Raw genomic sequence first — 19,232 nt, 5'->3', positions numbered from 1 at the left:
GACTAGGAAGTCACGGACTGCGCGCCGGGGAAGCGGGCCGTGGTCCGTCCGGGCAGCGCCTTGACCACGCCCCAGGCGAGGAGCGCAGTGACAACCTTGTCGAGCAGGTTGGCGGTGAACACCGTGACCACCACGGAGCCGAACAGGTCGCGGCCCAGAGCGAGCATGTAGGCGGTGACGAAGTCAGCGCCGCTGCCGGTGATGCCGCCGAACATGTAGAGGCGGATGGGTACGGCCACCACGGCGTTGAACACGGTGATGATCACGCCGCTGAGCAGGGCCAGCCACCAGGTGCGGAACAGGCCGTAGCGGGCGCACAGTCCCGCCGTGATGCCGATGACCATGGCCACGGGCGCAAAGGCGGCGGCCACGGGAGAGGTGATCACGCCCCAGATGAGGTTGGTCAGCAGGCCGGTCAGGCCGCCCGCCCAGGGACCGGCCAGGACGCCGACCAGCACCGTGCCGATGGAGTCGAGAAAGATCGGCAGCTTGAGCAGCGAAACCAGCTGCCCCACCGCGATGTTCAGGACGATGGCCACGGCGATCAGGACGAACGTGAACGTGGTGAACTCTTTCTTCAGTTGCTCGGAAATGCCCATACCCTACTCCTCATCCGGTTTGATGGTTTCCACTTTCAGCTCGGGGTAGCCGGTCTCGGTGTCCAGGGGCCGCGTGAAACGCATCCCCGGCAACAGGCCGACCACGATCTCGGCGGTGGTGTAGACCCGGCACCCTTCCATCAGGTGGCCCCCCAGGGTCCGCCCCTCGCCATCGGAAATCGACAGGTGGCAGTGCGCCCCGTCCGGCGAGAACACGCCGGTCAGGGAGACTATCTCGAAATGCCCCGTAAGGGTGGCGGATTCCGGACGGTTGGCGAAACGGATCACCGCCGTGGTCAGGCTGCCCACGCAGGTCAGGATGCAACCGGCCCCGGCCTTGGATTGCGCAAACAGCCGCTCCAACTCCACGAGCAGGTCCTGTCCCGGGTGCAGCCGCACCGCCACCGGCCTCGTCTCCATGCCTCCGTCCACTGCCGAACTCCCTGTCCCGAAAATTCATTTTTCCGCTTCGTCCCGCCGGAACGATCCTGCGGTTAACGGACACCTCCCTTCATATTTTATTTATGAATAGTGTCAATATGTTTGATCTATTTACGTGCCGACACTACCCGGCCCTCCATTGGGATGGCAGTAAAACCATCAATTTCGGGATGATACCACGCCAAGGCCCAAAAAATGCCGAAAATCGGCGAATTCGTGGGCACCTGTGATGGGGAAAATTACAGGTCACATGGATTGCAAAAAAAACCGAGAAATATACCTGATTGGGAAATAGTCAGAATTTTCAATATGATAATTATTACTATTCTCACGAGCCCACAGTTGATAACTCTTTTCAGGACAATTTCTTTTTCACAAGGAACAGTGCAAACCCCTGTTTAATCCATACCACCACACTCTGGAATGCCGCATGGCGTCCCTTTTGACAGGCCATCGAAACAGACCGAAAAATCCGACTTTTCCACATTTTAACATCCCGGTTTTACATAGTTTAATACTGTGCCTTCGGGGTGACCGCATCCGTATATCTAAGTGACAAGGAAATAAACCCGATTTTCCACATATTTCATACTTGCAAGGGAGGATATTATGACCGATACCACCATCACCCAAGCCCCGATCGTCCGGGTATTGCTGCCCGGTGCGGGACGGTCCACGTCGTATCGATTGACGTCGGACTCGCTGGTACGATTTGATTTCGATCTCTCGGAAGCGGAGTTCAAGGGCGTAGGCAACGACCTTGAAATCACGGTGGAAGGCGGCGGGAAGGTCGTCCTGTTGGACTATCTGCTCCTGGCCGACGCAAACACCCTGCCCCTCTTCGAGATGATGGACGGACAGCAGGTAGCCGGTGACGTCTACCTGTTCGCGTTCGACACCGACCAACCCCAGACCCAGGACGACCTGGAAACCGCAGCCGGGGCGGGAGCCACCGGTTCGGGCGCCGGAGAATACACCGACGACGCGGGCATGCTGTTCGATGGCCTGACGGCCCTCGGCGGCCAGGGCGATGCCTATGACCCGCACCTTTTCCCCGCCGTTGACCCCATCGTCGAGGAAATCATCGACGCCGAACCCCAGCCTGTACCGCCGGTCGCAGTGGATGATTTCAACGCGCTCGTCGAGAGCGGCTGGAATCGAGGCGAAGGCGATAACGGCCAGTACGAAGGCGGCGAATTCGTCAACTCCGTGACCGGCAACCTGCTGCTCAACGATTTTGACGACGACAACATCGACTACCCCGAAACGAACGGCGTGGAGACCGAACTCTCGATCCGCACCATCGACTTCGCGGGCAACGACTTCACCGGCACGAACCCCGGCGCGGTCGAGGTCTCGGATACCGGCACCCAGGTCAACGGGCTTTACGGCACGCTGACCATCTTCGCCGACGGCTCCTATGAATATGTATTGGACGAGAACCTGGCCGACCCGCTGCGCCAAGGCGAGGAGGCGGTCGAGCGTTTCGACTACACGGCCATCGACCCGGACGGCAACGTGAGCAACACGGCCACCCTGTCCATCACCATCACCGGCTCCAACGACGGCCCGGACGCCTTTGACGACCTGTCCGCCGAAGTCATCGAGCAGGGAACCGTCGTGGCCGGCGTCGCCGCCGTTTCCGGCAACGTCCTGCACAACGACTCGGACATCGACAACGTCGGCTACGAGGATCTGGACCCCGGCTACCGCAACCTGGCCCCCACCGATCCCGACGGGCTCATCGAACTCGGCGTGACCAGCATCTACAGCTCCGGCACCTACCAGTACGACTCCGCGCCCGACGGTTCCGGCAACCTGACGGTGGACGGCGTCTACGGCACGCTGACCATCAACGCGGACGGCTCCTACGAATACGTGCTCGACCAGAACGCGGCGGACCCGCTGAACATCGGCGACAACCCGGTGGAGACCTTCTACTACTCCATGTGGGACGGGGACAAGTTCGGTTACGCGGCCCTGCGTATCCCGGTCATCGGCTCCAATGACGCCCCTGTGGCGGATGCGGACGGGAACGCCTTCACCGAGGCCGTTGACGAAGGAACGCCCGCCGACGTGTCCGGCAACATCCTGACCAACGACACCGACATCGACAACGCGCATGTCGAGCTGTCCGTAGACTCCATCGTCTACTCCGGCTCGGCCACCCCGCCCGTGCGGGTCAGCGACGCCTACACCGCCGACCACGTCATCGAAGGCGAGTTCGGCACCCTGTACCTGAACGACGACGGCTCGTACCACTACGTCGAGGACAAGAGCGCGACCGATCCGCTGAACACGGACGACGCGCCGGTCACCGACGTCTTCACCTACGCGGTGAGCGACAACCAGACCGGCGGCCCGCTGACCGATTCGGCCACTCTGACCATCACCATCACCCCGGCCAACGACTCGCCGGTGGCCACCGTGGACGTCAACTCCTTCACCGAAGCGGTCGACGACGGCATGCCCGCCGACGTGTCCGGCAACATCCTGACCAACGACACCGACATCGACAACGCGCACGTGGAGCTGTCCGTAGACTCCATCGTCTACTCCGGCTCGGCCACCCCGCCCGTGCGGGTCAGCGACGCCTACACCGCCGACCACGTCATCGAGGGCGAATTCGGCACCCTGTACCTGAACGACGACGGCTCGTACCATTACGTTGAGGACAAGAGCGCGACCGATCCGCTGAACACGGACGACGCGCCGGTAACGGACGTCTTCACCTACTCGGTGAGCGACAACCAAACCGGCGGCTCCCTGAGCGACTCCGCGACCCTGACCATCACCATCACCCCGGCCAACGACTCCCCGGTGGCGACGGTTGACGTCAACAGCTTCACCGAAGCCATCGACGAAGGAACGCCCGCCGACGTGTCCGGCAACATCCTGACCAACGACACCGACATCGACAACGCGCATGTCGAGCTGTCCGTAGACTCCATCGTCTACTCCGGCTCGGCCACCCCGCCCGTGCGGGTCAGCGACGCCTACACCGCCGACCACATCATCGAGGGCGAGTTCGGCACCCTGTACCTGAACGACGACGGCTCGTACCACTACGTCGAGGACAAGAGCGCGACCGATCCGCTGAACACGGACGACGCGCCGGTCACCGACGTCTTCACCTACGCGGTGAGCGACAACCAGACCGGCGGCTCCCTGAGCGACTCGGCCACCCTGACCATCACCATCACCGGGGCCAACGACTCCCCGGTGGCCACCGTGGACGTCAACAGCTTCACCGAAGCCATCGACGACGGGCTGGCCGGTGATGTGTCCGGCAACATCCTGACCAACGACACCGACATCGACAACGCGCACGTCGAGCTCTCCGTAGACTCCATCGTCTACTCCGGCTCGGCCACCCCGCCCGTGCGGGTCAGCGACGCCTACACCGCCGACCACGTCATCGAGGGCGAGTTCGGCACCCTGTACCTGAACGACGACGGCTCGTACCACTACGTCGAGGACAAGAGCGCGACCGATCCGCTGAACACGGACGACGCGCCGGTCACGGACGTCTTCACCTACGCGGTGAGCGACAACCAGACCGGCGGCCCGCTGACCGATTCGGCCACTTTGACCATCACCATCACCGGCGCGAACGACTCCCCGGTGGCGACGGTTGACGTCAACAGCTTCACCGAAGCCATCGACGAAGGAACGCCCGCCGACGTGTCCGGCAACATCCTGACCAACGACACCGACATCGACAACGCGCATGTCGAGCTGTCCGTAGACTCCATCGTCTACTCCGGCTCGGCCACCCCGCCCGTGCGGGTCAGCGACGCCTACACCGCCGACCACGTCATCGAGGGCGAATTCGGCACACTGTACCTGAACGACGACGGCTCGTACCACTACGTCGAGGATAAGAGCGCGACCGATCCGCTGAACACGGACGACGCGCCGGTCACCGACGTCTTCACCTACGCGGTGAGCGACAACCAGACCGGCGGCCCGCTGACCGATTCGGCCACTCTGACCATCACCATCACCCCGGCCAACGACTCGCCGGTGGCCACCGTGGACGTCAACAGCTTCACCGAAGCGGTCGACGACGGCATGCCCGCCGACGTGTCCGGGAACATCCTGAGCAACGACACCGACATCGACAATCCCGGCCTGGAACTGTCCGTGTCCTCCATCGTCTACTCCGGCTCCGCCCCCCCCCCCGCGCGGGTGAGCGACGCCTACACCGCCGACCACGTCATCGAGGGCGAGTTCGGCACCCTGTACCTGAACGACGACGGCTCGTACCACTACGTTGAGGACAAGAGCGCGACCGATCCGCTGAACAGCGACGACGCGCCGGTCACCGACGTCTTCACCTACGAGGTGAGCGACAACCAGGGCGGCGGCTCCCTGAGCGACTCGGCCACCCTGACCATCACCATCACCGGGGCCAACGACTCCCCGGTGGCCACCGTGGACGTCAACAGCTTCACCGAAGCGGTGGACGACGCCCCGTTCCATGCCGTGTCCGGCAACGTGCTGGATAACGACACCGACATCGACAACGTGGACCTCGGCGACGGCGGGACCCCGGAACTGACCGTCAGCTCCATCCTGTACTCCGGCGACGCCACTCCGCCCGTGCGGGTCAGCGACCTCTACCTCGCCGACCACATCATCGAAGGCGAGTTCGGCACCCTGTACCTGAACGACGACGGTTCTTACGTCTACGTCGAGGACAAGAACGCCACCGATCCGCTGAACACGGACGACGCGCCGGTCACCGACGAGTTCACCTATGTGGTCAGCGACAACCAGACCGGCGGCGCGCTGGCCGATACGGCCACCCTGACCATCACCATCACCGGCGCGAACGATTCCCCGGTGGCGACCGTGGACGTCAACAGCTTCACCGAAGCGATCGACGACGGGCTGGCCGCCGACGTGTCCGGCAACATCCTGACCAACGACACCGACATCGACAACGACCACGGTGAACTGTCCGTCAGCTCCATCCTGTACTCTGGCTCGGCCACCCCGCCCGTGCGGGTGAGCGACGCCTACACCGCCGACCACGTCATCGAGGGCGAGTTCGGCACCCTGTACCTGAACGACGACGGCTCGTACCATTACGTCGAGGACAAGAGCGCGACCGATCCGCTGAACAGCGACGACGCGCCGGTCACCGACGTCTTCACCTACGAGGTGAGCGACGGCGGGCTGACCGATTCCGCGACTCTGACCATCACCATCACCGGAGCCAACGACTCCCCGGTGGCAACCGTGGACGTCAACTCCTTCACCGAAGCGATCGACGACGCGGCTGCCGGTGACGTGTCCGGCAACATCCTGACCAACGACACCGACATCGACAACGCGCACGTCGAGCTGTCCGTCAGCTCCATCCTGTACTCCGGCGATGCCACCCCGCCCGTGCGGGTCAGTGACGCCTACACCGCCGACCACGTCATCGAAGGCGAGTTCGGCACCCTGTACCTGAACGACGACGGCTCGTACCACTACGTGGAAGACAAGTCCGCAACCGACCCGCTGAACATCGGCGACGACCCGGTGACCGACGAGTTCACCTATGTGGTCAGCGACAACCAGACCGGCGGCGAACTGACCGACACGGCCACCCTGACCGTGACCATCAACCCGGCCAACGATTCGCCCATCGCGGTCCACGACGGCTCGCACGAGATCTTCATCACGCACACCGTCGAAACCGTGATCGACGACTGGAGCGGCGTGTCCGGCTCGGTCATCTACGGCCCGGGCTACACCGTGACCGCCGAATCCTTCGACGCGAACAACCAGCCCATCCAGAACGTGGCCTTCACCACCTGGGGCAACGACCAGCACCTGGGCATCTACACCAACGGCTCCGGCGACGACCAGAAGGTCGATGACCAGGGCGGCCAGGAGCAGATCACCTTCGAGTTCGACGAACCGCAGAGCTCCTTCAGCATCGAGTTCATCGCCCAGGGCAACAACCACGTGAACGCCTACGTCTACCCGATCGGCGGCGGCTCGCCGACGCTGTACACCAACGTGGGCAACTCCGTGTTCATCACTCCGGGCTTCGAGTTCGACACCATCGTGTTCATCCCGGACGGCGCCTTCGGCATGGAGAGCCTGACCACGGTCACCGGCGGCGATGACCTCATCACCGGCCTGGCCGCAGGCAACGTGCTGGCCAACGACTTCGACATCGACAACATCGACTACGACGACGCGGCCACGGCCGGCGACCCGAGCCTGATGCAGCTCTCGGTGTCCGACATCGATTCCGCCAACCTGCCCGCCAGCAACCCGACCTCAGGGTCCGACATCGGCGGCGACTACCACATGATCGACGGCGAGTTCGGCGCGCTGAAGATCTACGAGACCGGCGAGTGGTCCTACACCCCGTTCGAGGAAGTCGACGGCGAAGGCGGCTGGCAGAACCTCGACCACAGCTCCACCGAGGTCTTCGAGTACACCGTGTCCGACGGCCTCGGCGGGACCGACACCGCGTTCATCGAGATCTCGCTGAACGTCAACACCAACAGCGTGGCGAGCGGGGCCGATCCCCTGCTGGGCACCGCCGGCAACGATGTCCTCTTCCCCGCGGACGGCGACACCGTGACCTCCGGCGCGGGCCACGACACCATCGTTATCGATCCTCTGTACCTCGGTGGCGACTCCGGCACCGTCAACATAACGGACTTCAGCGACAGTGATCGGCTGGTGCTGGGGAACATGGAGGGAGCGACCGTTGAAATCACTTCCGACAGCAGCGATGTCAGCCTGGTGTTCTCCGACATCGACGGGACCGACGACATCACCGTGAACCTGCTTGGGGTCAACCCGGTGAACGACGCGGTGCACCAGACCGTGGAAATCACCACGAGCGACGATCTCAATGCGCTCATCCAGTCCATCATCGACTCCGGCAACAACGGCACGCTCTAGAGCAAGGCGCGCCGTGGCCGGGAAGACGTCCTCCCTGATCGAGGATGGCGGATGACCCGCCGATGAACGAAGAACCCTCAAAAAGGAGGCCCGGAAGGAACACCTTCCGGGCCTCCCCTTATTTGCGGGCTGCCCCGGCCTACATGATGAAGTCGGTGCTCAGGAAGTTGGACGCATGGTCGCGGGTGATCTCGGCCAGCAGGGTCTTGTTGCGCGGGGTCCCCTTGGCCGCCACCAGGGTGCGGATGGAGAAGCAGCGCAGGGCGTCGTCCACCGACAGAGTGCCCTCGGCGGAGTCCTTGCGCCCGGTGAACGGGAAGCTGTCCGGACCGCGCTGGCACAGGCAGTTGACGTTCACCCGGCAGACCTGGTTGACCATGGGGTCGATCAGGGAGGCGACCTCGCCCGCGTCGTCGCTGAAGATGGACATCTGCTGCCCGTAGCGGGACTCGATGAGGTAGCGGATGGGGGTTTCGATATCCCGGAACGGGACAATGGGCACCACCGGGCCGAACTGCTCCTCGTGGTAGACGCGCATGGCGCCGTTCACCGGGTAGAGCACGGCAGGATGGAACAGGCTGCGATCCACGGCCCCGCCCCCGGGGTTGACGACCTTGGCCCCGTGGGCTTCGGCGTCCTCAAGCAGCTCGGTCAGATAGCGGATCTTGCCCGGCTCCGGCATGGGGGTGATGCGCACGCCCTCGTCCCACGGCATGCCGATGGGCATGGACTTGATGCCCTCGTTGAACCGGCGGATGAATTCCTCCGCCAGGCTCTCGTGGACGAACAGGATCTTGAGCGCCGTGCAGCGCTGGCCGCTGAAGGAAAGGCTGCCGGACACGGCCTCGGACGCGGCCAGGTCCAGATCGGCGGATTCCATGATCACGGCGGCGTTCTTTGCCCCCAGGCCGAGGATGCACCGCAGCCGGTTGGGGCTGGGATGGGAGAGGCGCATGGCATTGGCCGCCTCGCTGGAGCCGATGAAGGCCAGGACGCTGATCGCCCCGGATTCCAGGATCGGCTTGATCAGTTGCCGGTTGCCGAAGACGAGGTTGACCACGCCCTCCGGGAAGCAGTCCCGGAACGGCTCCATGAGCGGGACAAAGAGCAGCTTGCCGTGGCGCGGCGGCTTGATGATCACCGGGTTGCCCATGAGCAGGGCCGGGATCAGGGTGGCGAAGGTCTCGTTCAGCGGATAGTTGTAGGGCCCCATGCACAGGGTCGGGCCGAGCGGCGCGCGCCGTATCTGGGCATAGATGCCGGACTGGATGACGAAGCGCGAGGAGGCGCGGTCCAGCCCCTTGAGGGCGTCGATGGTGTCGCGGATGTATTCCACGGTGCGGTCGAACTCGACGCAGGATTCCTTGTACGGCTTGCCGATCTCCCAGAGCATCAACCGGACGATCTCCTCGCGGCGCTCGATCATGCGGTGGGTGAATTCCTCCACGTGCGCGATGCGGTCGGCCACGCTCATGGTCGGCCAGACGCCCATGCCGTGGTCCCACGCCTTTTGGACCGAAGCCACGGCCTCGGCTCCGGCGGCTCCGTCCATGAGCGGGCAGGAGCCGATGCGCTTGGGAGCGTAGACCCCGTCCACGCCGGTTTCGATGGCCGAGTCCACGATCTGCATCTCGCCCTTCCAGTCGAGCAGACGACCGTCAACCAGGTATCGGGTTTCGTCGAGGGGGGCGTCGAGGCGGAATTGTTCGGGGATGGAGGAATCTTCGGGGAACAGGGTGCCGAGTGCTTTCATGTCGTGCGTCCGCGTGTTTGGCGGGTCATTTGATTATGCCCAAGCTGGCATAATATTGGACGGCCAAACGGAAGACAACCGCTTTTTCGGGCAAAAAAAAGGCCCGCGTCAGGGCGGGCCGGGTCGGGATGCCGGAAGAAATCAGCGGGCGACGGGCGCGAAACCGGCGCGGGTCAGGGCAGCGAGATCGGCGGGCGCAAGCTCGATGTCCAGCCCCCTTCTGCCGCCGCTGACGAACACGGTCGGGCAGTGGCGGGCGGATTCGTCGAGGATCGTGGGCAGCCGCTTCTTCTGGCCCAGAGGGGAGACCCCGCCGAGCACGTAGCCGGTGGTCCGCTCGACCGCCTTGGCCTCGGCCATGGCCGCCTTCTTGGCACCCAGCGCCTTGGCCGCCGCCTTCAGGTCCAGCTTGAGCAGGACCGGGACCACGGCCACGGCCAGAGTCCCGCCCGCGTCCACCACCAGGGTCTTGAAGACCCTTTCCGGCGGCACGCCGAGCTTCTCGGCAGCCTCGATCCCGAAGGACGGGGCCGCCGGGTCGTGTTCGTATTCGTGGACCGTAAACGTGATCTTGGCCTTTTTGGCCGCATTGATTGCCGGTGTCATGGACGCAACCTAGCCCAAGGCCTTGCGGGCCGCAAGAGCGCGGATCACTTCGTCTTCCGGCCCATCAGCGCGCGGATCGCCGTCCTGCCGGGCAGGAAGAAGACCATGGGCACCAGCACGAAGAAGAGGCAGCCGAAGACGAAGGAGATGTCGTTGTAGGCCAGCATGGTGGCCTGGCGCATGACGTTCTTCTCCAGCAGCCCCAGGGCCACGTTCATGGCCTGGGCGGCGCCCACGCCCTTGGCCAGCAGGGCCTGGACCATGCCCGCCAGCCAGTCCCGGGTGGCCGGGCTCATCTCGCTGACGTGGTCCGTGAGATAGGCGCGGTGGATGGCCTCGCCCCGGTCGAGCAGCACGGCGGCCAGGCTGTAGCCGATGTTGCCGCCCACCCGCCGGGTCAGGGTGTAGAAACTCGACGCGTCCGTGATCAGGGAGCGGTCCACGGAGATGAGGGAGACCGTGGACAGCGGCACGAACATGAACGGCATGCCGATGCCCATGACCACCAGGGGCGGGATGAGGTCCGGGAAACCGGCCGTGGTGCTGAGCTGCATCAGCAGGTAGTAGGAATAGACGATGACCCCGATGCCCGCCAGCAGGAGCGGCTTGGCCCCGGCCCGCTGGAAGGCCCAGCCCGCCACGGGCATCATGACCATCAGCACCAGTGCGCGGGGGGCGAGCACCAGCCCGGACTCGAAGGCCGGGTAGCCGAGGATCTTCTGGGTGAACTGAGGCAGGACAAAGGTGGTCCCGAACAGGGACACGCCGAAGACCAGCCCCATGACCGAGCCGAAGACCAGGTTGCGATCCTTGAGCACCCGCAGGTTGACCACCGGGTCCTTGCAGCGCAGCTCCCAGAAGATGAGCGCGCCGAGCGAAATCAGCGTGGCCCCGGTCCACCAGACGATCATCGGGGAGTCGAACCACTGCTCGTCGTTGCCGCGCTCCAGGACCACCTGCATGCCGGTCAGGCAGACGGTCAGGAGCCCGATGCCGAGCCAGTCCACGGCCTGGATGCCGCGCCGCAGGTACGGCGGGTCGTGCACGAAGCGCATGGTCAGGAGCATGCCCAGGGCGCAGACCGGGACGTTGATGTAGAAAATCCACGGCCAGCCCCAGGCGTCGGTCAGCCAGCCGCCGCAGATGGGCCCCAGCGCCGGGGCCAGGACCACGCCCATGCCGTAGAGCGCCATGGCCATGCCCTGCTGGGCCGGGGGAAAGGTCTCGCGCAGGATGGCCTGGGAGATGGGGATGAGCGCCCCGCCGCCGATGCCCTGGATGATCCGGTAAACGATCATCTGCGGGAAGGTGGTGGCCGTGCCGCAGAGGATGGAGCCCACGGTGAACAGGGCGAAGGACGCCAGGTAGAAGTTCTTGCGGCCCATGAGCGCGCTCCACCAGCCGGACATGGTGACCATGATGATCTCGGCGATGGAGTAGCTGGTGGCCACCCAGGTGATGGCCGAGAGGTCCGTGCCGAAGCCGCCCATCATGTGCGGCATGGACACGTTGACCACGCTGGTGTCCATGACGGCCATGAACGCGCCGAAGACCACCGTGAACGCGATGGTCCAGCGCTCGGCCGGAGACATCTCCTCCGGATCCTTGAACAGAGACATGCTAGTTCGCGGCCTCTCCGTCGGTCCCGGCAAGCCTTTCGGGAGGACTCGCGGCCAGGGCGCTGCCCGAAGCCCGGCCCACGTTCACCGTGGGCACCGCGGACATGCCGGGCGCGAGCAGGTGGCCGTCGCCCCTGCGCTCGTCGAGGACGATCTTCACCGGCACCCGCTGGACCACCTTGATGAAGTTGCCGGTGGCGTTCTCCGGCGGAAGCAGGGTAAAGCGCGAGCCCGTGCCGCGCTGGATGGAGTCCACATGCCCCGTGAACACGGTTCCGGGGTAGGCGTCCACCTCGATCTCCACGGGCTGCCCGGCCCGCATGGAGGCAATCTGCGTTTCCTTGAAGTTGGCCACCACCCAGACGTCGGCCCCGACCACGGACAGCAGCTTCTGGCCCACCTGGACGTACGAGCCCGGCTCCACGGACTTTTTGGTCACGTACCCGGCGCACGGCGCGGTGATGCGACAGTAGGAGAGATCGAGCCGGGCCTGGGCCACCTCGGCCTCGGCCTGGCGGGCCTCGGCGCGCCGTTTCTCGGCCACGGCCTGCGCCTGGAGCAGACCGTCCGCAGCGGCCTGGGCCGAGGCGCGGGCCTGGCGGATCTGGGCCGAATGGGTGTCCACCCGCCTGCGGGCGGAGTCGAGCTTGGCGCGGCTCATGGCCGCCTGGGCCACGGCATGGTCGTACTCCTGGCGGCTCACCGCCCCGGCCTCGACCATCTCGTCCATGCGCTTGAAATCGTTCTGGTCACGGCTGTGCTCGGCGTCGTATTCGGCCACCCCCGCCTTGACCTCGGCCAGCCCGGCCACCACCGAGGACAGGGCCGCGCCCTGCTGGTCCACCACGCTGCGGGCCGCGCCGACCTCCGCCTCGGCCTCTTCCAGGGCCGCGTTGGCGGATTCCAGGCTCGCCTGGGCGATGTCCAGGGCCACCTCGAAGGGGCGCGGGTCTACCTCGACCATCAGCTCGCCCTGCTCCACCCACTGGTTGTCGGTCACCAACACCCGGGCCACGTGTCCGGCCACGCGCGGGCTCATGGAGACCACGTGGGCCTCCACAAAGGCATCGTCCGTGGATTCGTGGGACATGATCCGCAGGTACGCGGGGTAGCCGACCAGCACCGCCGCCAGAAACGCGGCAGCGCCCGCGAGCAGCAAGGTCTTGCGCTTGCCCATGCCCTTCAACCCCTGCATCTTGGAACCCAATCCGCCTTTACCCTTCTCTTCAATCATCTGTTTCCCTCTGAATGATATCTCTATCGCGGCCGCGCAAGTCCCGGTCCCGCCGGTGCGCCGACCGCATCGCAAACGCTCTAGGCCTCAAGTCCCGCAGGATGAATCTCTGGGCGTGGAGGCACAGGGTCTCCTCGTCCATGCCTTCCGGGGCGAACAGGCAGGCCGACCGGACCAGGCCGGTGACGAACCGGGCCGTCAGCTTGGGGTCCTCGTCCCGGAACACGCCCTGGTCCAGGCCGCGCCGGATGATGCCTTCCATCAGGTCCCACAGTTCCCTGCGCTTGGCCCGCCATTCCTCGGTGATCGGACAACCGACCACGAAGCTCAGGAGCTCGGCCTTGTACGCCTTGGCGAAGAGGTGGTCGGCCAGGATGCGGACCACGCCATTCATCTGTTCCGCCGGGGGATGCCCACCCGTGTCCAGATAGCCGCGCATGCGGTCCACCAGGATGGAGAACTCGCGGAACAGGACCGCGAAGTAGAGGGCCTCCTTGCTCTTGAAATAGAGATAGAGGGTCCCCTTGCCCACCGCGGCCACGCGCGCCACGTCGCTCAGGAGCACCTTGTGGAACGGCTGGCGGGCGAACAGGTCCGCGGCCGTGTCCAGTATGCGCTGTTCCTTGTCGCCATATTCCTTCATCTTGGTCGCCTCCCATTCGGACGGATCGAGCCGGACGTAAAACTGACCGGTCAGTTCTGGAAGGAGGTGAAGTACTCCTCGATTAGTTGCACTGTCAACTACTGACCCCGGGTACTGGCCCAGGCCCCGGCTCCGCCCTGCCCTTGCCTTTTCCCTTGGCCGGGCATAGTGTCGAAAACACATGCAAATCATGCGCATGAGGACAGCGGACATGTTCAGACCCAATCTCAGACAAACCATCGTCATCGGCATCGCGATCTTCACCCTGGCCTTCGGGTGCATCGCGCTGTTGTCCCTGTCCAACATCAACCGGCTGCAACAGGCGGTCCTCCTGGTGGAGCGCGCCGACGACCTGCGCAACCTGATCCTGGAGATCCGGCGCGAGGAAAAGAACTTCTTCCTCTACCGCGACCATGCCCTGTTCTCGGTGGGCCGCGAAAACCTGGTCCGGGCCGAAGAGGCCGTGGCCGAGCTGTCCGGCGAGATCGCCAAGCTCCACGGCGAGCCGCACGGCTCGGAGCTGGTCCAGGGCATCGCCCGGTACGGCGAGCTGCTCCAGGAGATCAGCGGCCAGCCCGGCGAGGCGGGCGAAAGTTCCCCGGCGGCCCACGCCCTGCGCGAGACGGGCCAGAGCCTGGTGGAGCACTCGCGGGCCATCGCCGAACTGGAGCGCGACAACATCCTGAACATCAACCAGCGGCTGCGCATGACTCTGATCATCTCCATGGCGGTGGTGGCCTCGGTGGTCCTGGCCCTGGTCTTCTTCGTGTCCAAGTCCATCCTCGGCCCGCTCCGGCAGGTGCAGGAGGCCACCCGGCGCATCGCCCAGGGGACCTTCGTTCCCCTGGCCGTGAAGAACGACGGCGACGAGATCCAGCAGGTCTTCGTGGCCCTGAACTCCATGGTCGAGGAGCTCAAGAAGCGCCAGACCCAGCTGGTCCAGGCCCAGAAGCTCTCGTCCATCGGCACGCTGGCCTCGGGCATCGCCCACCAGCTCAACAACCCGCTGAACAACATCTCCACCTCGGCCCAGATCCTGGAGGAGGAGACCGCCGGACAGAACGAGTTCGCGGACAAGATGATGCACAACATCACCCAGGAGACCCTGCGCGCCCGCGACATCGTCAAGGGGCTGCTGGAGTTCTCCCGGCACAAGGATTTCTCGCCCGCGCCGTGCAACCTCAAGGAAGTGCTGAGCAGCGCGGTGCGCCTGGTTTCCGGCCAGCTCGGGCCGCGCATCAAGGTCGAGATCGAGGTCCCGGACGAGGTCACCCTGTACCTGGACCGCCAGCGGTTCCAGGAGGCGCTCCTCAACCTGGTCATCAACTCCATCCAGGCCATCGGCGACAAGGAGGGGATCATCCGCATCGCCACCTCGCGCGAGACGGACCACAAGGTCCTGACCATCTCCGACAACGGGCCGGGCATGACCCCGGACACCCTGCAGCGCATCTTCGACCCGTTCTTCTCCACCAAGGAGGTGGGCCAGGGAACCGGGCTCGGGCTGTACATCGTCTACGGCATCATCGAGGAGCACCAGGGCACCATCCGGGCCGACTCCGCGCCGGGCGAAGGGACCACCTTCACCATCAAGCTCCCGCTGGAGCCGGAGGAAGCCGCATGATCACCGCCGCCATCCTGGTCATCGAGGACGAGCGCATCGCCCGCGAGAACCTGACCCACGTGCTGACCAACACCGGCTATGAAGTCACTGCCCTGGCCTCGGCCGAGGAAGGGGTGCGCGAACTGGAAAAGCGGGAGTTCGACCTGGTCATCACCGACCTGATGCTTCCCGGCATGGACGGCATCGAGCTGCTGGAGCACGTCCGCGCCCACCACCCCCTGACCATCGTCATCGTGGTCACGGGCCACGCCACCGTGGCCAACGCGGTCAAGGCCATGCAAAAGGGCGCGCACTCCTACATCGCCAAGCCGCTCAAGCTCGACGAACTGCGCCTCCAGGTGGAGCGGGCCCTGGAACAGCACGCCCTGTCCGTGGAGGTCCTGCGGCTGCGGGAGATCATCGCCCAGGGCAAGAGCGACCTGCCCCTGGTGGGCCAGAGCGACGTCATGGTCCAGCTCAAGAAGGACGTCCGCCAGCTGGGCCAGATGAACTGCAACGTGCTCATCCAGGGCGAGACCGGCACCGGCAAGGAGCTGGTGGCCCAGGGCATCCACATGGTTTCGCCGCGCGCGGGCGAGCGGTTCATGGCCATCAACTGCGGCACGTTCACCGCCGAGCTCATGGACAAGGAGCTGTTCGGCCACGAGAAGGAGGCGTTCACCGGCGCCAACCGGGGCCAGAAGGGTATCCTGGAGGCCGCGGACGGCGGCACGGTATTTTTCGACGAGATCGGCGAGCTGCCTCTGAACATGCAGGTCAAGCTGCTTCGGGTGCTTCAGGAGCGCAACTTCCTGCGCGTGGGCGGAACCAAGGAGATTCCGGTGGACATCCGGGTCATCGCGGCCACCAACTGCGATCTCCAGGAGCTGGTCCAGAAAGGCGAGTTCCGCCAGGACCTCTACTACCGGCTGAACGTGGTCACCCTGCACGCCCCGCCCTTGCGCGAGCACCGCGAGGACATCCCGATCCTCATCGGCCATTTCCTGGAAAAGCACCGCCAGCCGGGACAGTCCATCAACTCCATCGACCAGGACACCCTGGACATTTTGATGAGCTATCCCTTCCCCGGCAACGTGCGCGAGCTGGAGAACATCGTGCAGCGCGCCCTGGCCATGGGCCAGGGAACGTCCTTCACTCCGGACCTGCTGCCCGCCGAGATCGCGCGCACCGAGACCAAGGCCGCCCTGCCCACCCTGGAGGACCTGGAGCGGTCGCACATAAAGCGGGTCCTGGCCGCATCGGCGGGGAACAAGACCCAGGCCGCGCGCATCCTCGGCATCGATCGGGTGTCGCTGTGGCGGAAGATCAAGCGCTACGATCTGGAGTAGCCGCGTCGCAGAGCGCGACTCCGGCGGCCTCCTCCATGGTGGAAACGAACCGGATGTCCAGCCCCTCCAGCACCTCGTCCTCCACGGACCGGACCATTCCCTCGCACCCTTTGGGGAGCACCACCACCGTTATGCCCGCCGCCCGCGCGGCCATGAGCTTCTCGCGCACCCCGCCCACGGACAGGACCTCGCCCAGCAGGGAGAGCTCGCCCGTGGAGGCCACGTCCTGGCGCACGGGCCGCCCGGTGAGCAGCGAGAGCAGCGCGATGGTGATGGCCACGCCCGCGGACGGCCCCTCCTTGGGGACCGCGCCCGCCGGAATGTGCACGTGGATGTCGGACACCGCGTAGAAGTCCGGGTCGATACCGAACAGGTCGGCGTGGCTGCGGCAGTAGCTGAGCGCGGTCTGGGCGGACTCCCGCAGGACCTCGCCCAGGGAGCCGGTCAGGATGAGCTGCTTGCTGCCCTGCATGCGGGCGGCCTCCACAAAGATGATCTCGCCGCCGTTGTCCGTCCAGACCAGGCTGGTGGCCAGCCCGACCTTGGGCCGGGTCTGGGCCGGTGTGGAGGCGAAGGGCGGCGCGCCGAGCAGTTCGTGGAGCATGGGGACGTCCACGGTCACCGCGCCCAGGTCCTCGGCCAGCACGAGCTTGGCCAGCTTGCGGCACAATGAGGCCACCTGCTGGCGCAGGCCGCGCAGCCCGGCCTCGCGGGTATAGCCCGCGATGAGCGCACCGGCGGTCTCCTCGGGCACGGACACCAGCCGGTCGTCCAGCCCGTGCTGCCGGAGCAGGTCGGGGATGAGGTACTGCGTGGCGATGCTGCGCTTCTCCGCCGGGGTGTAGCTGGGGAACTCGATGACCTCCAGCCGGTCGCGCAACGGCGCGGGCAGACGCTCCACCCCGTTGGCCGTGCAGATGAACAGGACGTTGGAAAGATCGAAGGGCAGCCCCAGGTAGTGGTCCACGAAGGCGTGGTTCTGCTCGGCGTCGAGCATCTCCAGAAGGACCGCCGTGGCGTCGCCCTGGAAGTCCTGGACCGCCTTGTCCACCTCGTCGAGCATGATCACGGGGTTGCGGGTGCCCGCCTTGCGGATGCCCTGGATGATCCGGCCCGGCATGGCCCCCACGTAGGTCCGCCGGTGGCCGCGCAGCTCGGCCTCGTCGCGCAGCCCGGCCAGGGACAGGCGCATGAACTTGCGGCCCAGGGCCTCGGCGATGGCCCGGCCGATGGACGTCTTGCCCATGCCCGGAGGGCCGGTGAAGCAGAGCACGAACCCGCGCAGGTGCTGCGCCCGCAGGCTCTGCTCCCACAGCTCGGCCACCAGGGAGCGCAGCTTGGTCAGGTTGACCGGCTTGCCCAGATACTGGTCCGCGCCCTGGCGCATGGCGTCCACGGCGGTCTTCACCGTGGCGTAGCCGGTGATCATGATGACCTTGGTGTCCGGCCACCGCTTGCGCAGGACCTGGAGCAGCTCCATGCCGTCCATGCCCTCCATCTTGAGGTCCGAGACGACGATGTTGGCCGGTTCGCGCTCCATGGCCGCCACGGCCTCCAGCCCGTTGCCCACGGCCTCCACCTCGAAGCCGTCGGCCTCGAACACGATGGTCAGGTTCTCGCGGGCGATGAGCTCGTCGTCCACCAGCAGGATGCGCGGATTGCGCCGGGCGCACAGGCTCTTGACCGCCAGAAACTCCAGGACCCGGTCCTTGACCTTGCGCAGCCCGTGGTGCCGCGCGCCGAGAACCTGCTCGGCGCGGTTGATGTCCAGGTTGTCCCTGGTCACGTTGTTCCACGGCAGGGAGAGGATGACTTCGAGGAAATTCAGGCTGATGGCGTATTCCGGCGAGGCCGGGTCAACGGACTCCAGCCGGTCGCACTCGCCCCTGGCCGCGTCCAGGATCTCCGGCGGCAGCCCGGCGGACTCCACCTGCTCGCGCAGGGGATCGTGCGGTTTGGGCGCGGGTTTCGCGGGAGCGGAAACGGGAACCGCGTCCCTGGAAGGGGGTTCCTCAACCGGGCGGGATGAACCGCGTTTGCCGAACCAACCCATATCCGTCGCCTCCTGGATGCGTCGTTGTCCGCCGTGTCGGTGCGGGAAGGGCGGCCGCCATCTGGAACGGCGGCCGCAGTGCCTTATAATCCTTATCTAACATGGGCAAAACAAGTTGTTAAGGTTGCAATGTGCAACAAGGCCGCTCCCTTGGCCGGAAGAGGCCGAATCAGGGCGGAAAACCGTTGGCGCCGAAGCCCGCGCCGATGGCAACACCCCGCCGTTCAAGGATTTCGAGGTACCATTCATTTTCATCCATCGAAAATAATCTGCACATTTATTCAACCTTGAACGCCAAACCTGTTCACGCTCCGAAAATCGGTCCGACCAGCGTTGCGTTCTGCATCACCCGGAAAAAACACCACCCCCCGTCGTTTGCGGACAATCGCCCTTTATCCGACTCCCCGCTGT

11 protein-coding genes are annotated in these 19,232 nt (G+C 65.2%); 3 read left to right on the top strand and 8 right to left on the bottom strand.

The genetic code is table 11. From position 1 onward, the window contains the following. Positions 1 to 2: 2 nt before the first annotated feature. Positions 3 to 599 carry an ECF transporter S component gene (locus tag AWY79_RS08070; protein ID WP_066802320.1) on the bottom strand — a complete coding sequence of 199 codons (597 nt, stop codon included), beginning with the start codon at positions 597 to 599 and terminating at the stop codon, positions 3 to 5. A gap of 3 nt (positions 600 to 602) precedes the next feature. Next, positions 603 to 1,019, bottom strand: coding sequence for a PPC domain-containing DNA-binding protein (locus AWY79_RS08065; RefSeq protein ID WP_066807104.1), 417 nt, complete (start codon positions 1,017 to 1,019; stop codon positions 603 to 605). A gap of 630 nt (positions 1,020 to 1,649) precedes the next feature. Between AWY79_RS08065 and AWY79_RS08060 the strand changes: the two genes are divergently transcribed. Then, positions 1,650 to 7,961, top strand: coding sequence for a VCBS domain-containing protein (locus AWY79_RS08060; RefSeq protein WP_066802318.1), 6,312 nt, complete (start codon positions 1,650 to 1,652; stop codon positions 7,959 to 7,961). Positions 7,962 to 8,100: 139 nt separating this feature from the next. Here AWY79_RS08060 and AWY79_RS08055 read toward each other — a convergent pair whose 3' ends face one another. From AWY79_RS08055 to AWY79_RS08035, 5 genes are all read right to left on the bottom strand, one after another. Then, a complete protein-coding gene (locus AWY79_RS08055; RefSeq protein ID WP_066802316.1) occupies positions 8,101 to 9,714 on the bottom strand; it encodes an NADP-dependent glyceraldehyde-3-phosphate dehydrogenase in 1,614 nt (537 codons plus the stop codon). 141 nt (positions 9,715 to 9,855) lie between these two features. Next, positions 9,856 to 10,320 carry a Cys-tRNA(Pro) deacylase gene (ybaK, locus tag AWY79_RS08050; RefSeq protein ID WP_066802314.1) on the bottom strand — a complete coding sequence of 155 codons (465 nt, stop codon included), beginning with the start codon at positions 10,318 to 10,320 and terminating at the stop codon, positions 9,856 to 9,858. Between the two features lie 44 nt (positions 10,321 to 10,364). After that, on the bottom strand, positions 10,365 to 11,939 hold the full coding sequence (locus tag AWY79_RS08045) for a DHA2 family efflux MFS transporter permease subunit (protein WP_066802312.1): 1,575 nt from the start codon (positions 11,937 to 11,939) through the stop codon (positions 10,365 to 10,367). Position 11,940: 1 nt separating this feature from the next. Then, positions 11,941 to 13,173, bottom strand: coding sequence for an HlyD family secretion protein (locus AWY79_RS08040; protein WP_078063705.1), 1,233 nt, complete (start codon positions 13,171 to 13,173; stop codon positions 11,941 to 11,943). Next, on the bottom strand, positions 13,166 to 13,816 hold the full coding sequence (locus AWY79_RS08035) for a TetR/AcrR family transcriptional regulator (protein WP_066802306.1): 651 nt from the start codon (positions 13,814 to 13,816) through the stop codon (positions 13,166 to 13,168). The genes AWY79_RS08040 and AWY79_RS08035 overlap by 8 nt, the downstream gene beginning before the upstream one ends. Positions 13,817 to 14,027: 211 nt before the next feature. Here AWY79_RS08035 and AWY79_RS08030 point away from each other — a divergent pair, with 211 nt between their 5' ends. Then, a complete protein-coding gene (locus AWY79_RS08030) occupies positions 14,028 to 15,440 on the top strand; it encodes a sensor histidine kinase (RefSeq protein WP_078063704.1) in 1,413 nt (470 codons plus the stop codon). Further along, positions 15,437 to 16,768 (top strand): sigma-54-dependent transcriptional regulator, encoded by a 1,332-nt coding sequence (locus AWY79_RS08025; RefSeq protein WP_078063703.1) that lies wholly within the window; start codon positions 15,437 to 15,439, stop codon positions 16,766 to 16,768. Before AWY79_RS08030 ends, AWY79_RS08025 begins: the two co-directional genes overlap by 4 nt. Here the strand turns inward: AWY79_RS08025 and AWY79_RS08020 are convergent. After that, positions 16,746 to 18,821, bottom strand: coding sequence for a S16 family serine protease (locus tag AWY79_RS08020; RefSeq protein WP_066802303.1), 2,076 nt, complete (start codon positions 18,819 to 18,821; stop codon positions 16,746 to 16,748). The two genes, AWY79_RS08025 and AWY79_RS08020, sit on opposite strands and share 23 nt — an antisense overlap. Positions 18,822 to 19,232: the final 411 nt, after the last annotated feature.

The organism is Pseudodesulfovibrio indicus (assembly GCF_001563225.1).
Lineage (GTDB): Bacteria > Desulfobacterota > Desulfovibrionia > Desulfovibrionales > Desulfovibrionaceae > Pseudodesulfovibrio > Pseudodesulfovibrio indicus.
This window is presented reverse-complemented; position numbering and strand designations above follow the sequence as displayed.

Coding starts and splice junctions, on each gene's coding strand:
- AWY79_RS08025 (WP_078063703.1), top strand. CDS start 15,437: ATGATCACCGCCGCCATCCTGGTCATCGAGGACGAGCGCATCGCCCGC.
- AWY79_RS08030 (WP_078063704.1), top strand. CDS start 14,028: ATGTTCAGACCCAATCTCAGACAAACCATCGTCATCGGCATCGCGATC.
- ybaK (WP_066802314.1), bottom strand. CDS start 10,320: ATGACACCGGCAATCAATGCGGCCAAAAAGGCCAAGATCACGTTTACG.
- AWY79_RS08055 (WP_066802316.1), bottom strand. CDS start 9,714: ATGAAAGCACTCGGCACCCTGTTCCCCGAAGATTCCTCCATCCCCGAA.
- AWY79_RS08020 (WP_066802303.1), bottom strand. CDS start 18,821: ATGGGTTGGTTCGGCAAACGCGGTTCATCCCGCCCGGTTGAGGAACCC.
- AWY79_RS08065 (WP_066807104.1), bottom strand. CDS start 1,019: ATGGAGACGAGGCCGGTGGCGGTGCGGCTGCACCCGGGACAGGACCTG.
- AWY79_RS08060 (WP_066802318.1), top strand. CDS start 1,650: ATGACCGATACCACCATCACCCAAGCCCCGATCGTCCGGGTATTGCTG.
- AWY79_RS08045 (WP_066802312.1), bottom strand. CDS start 11,939: ATGTCTCTGTTCAAGGATCCGGAGGAGATGTCTCCGGCCGAGCGCTGG.
- AWY79_RS08035 (WP_066802306.1), bottom strand. CDS start 13,816: ATGAAGGAATATGGCGACAAGGAACAGCGCATACTGGACACGGCCGCG.
- AWY79_RS08040 (WP_078063705.1), bottom strand. CDS start 13,173: ATGATTGAAGAGAAGGGTAAAGGCGGATTGGGTTCCAAGATGCAGGGG.
- AWY79_RS08070 (WP_066802320.1), bottom strand. CDS start 599: ATGGGCATTTCCGAGCAACTGAAGAAAGAGTTCACCACGTTCACGTTC.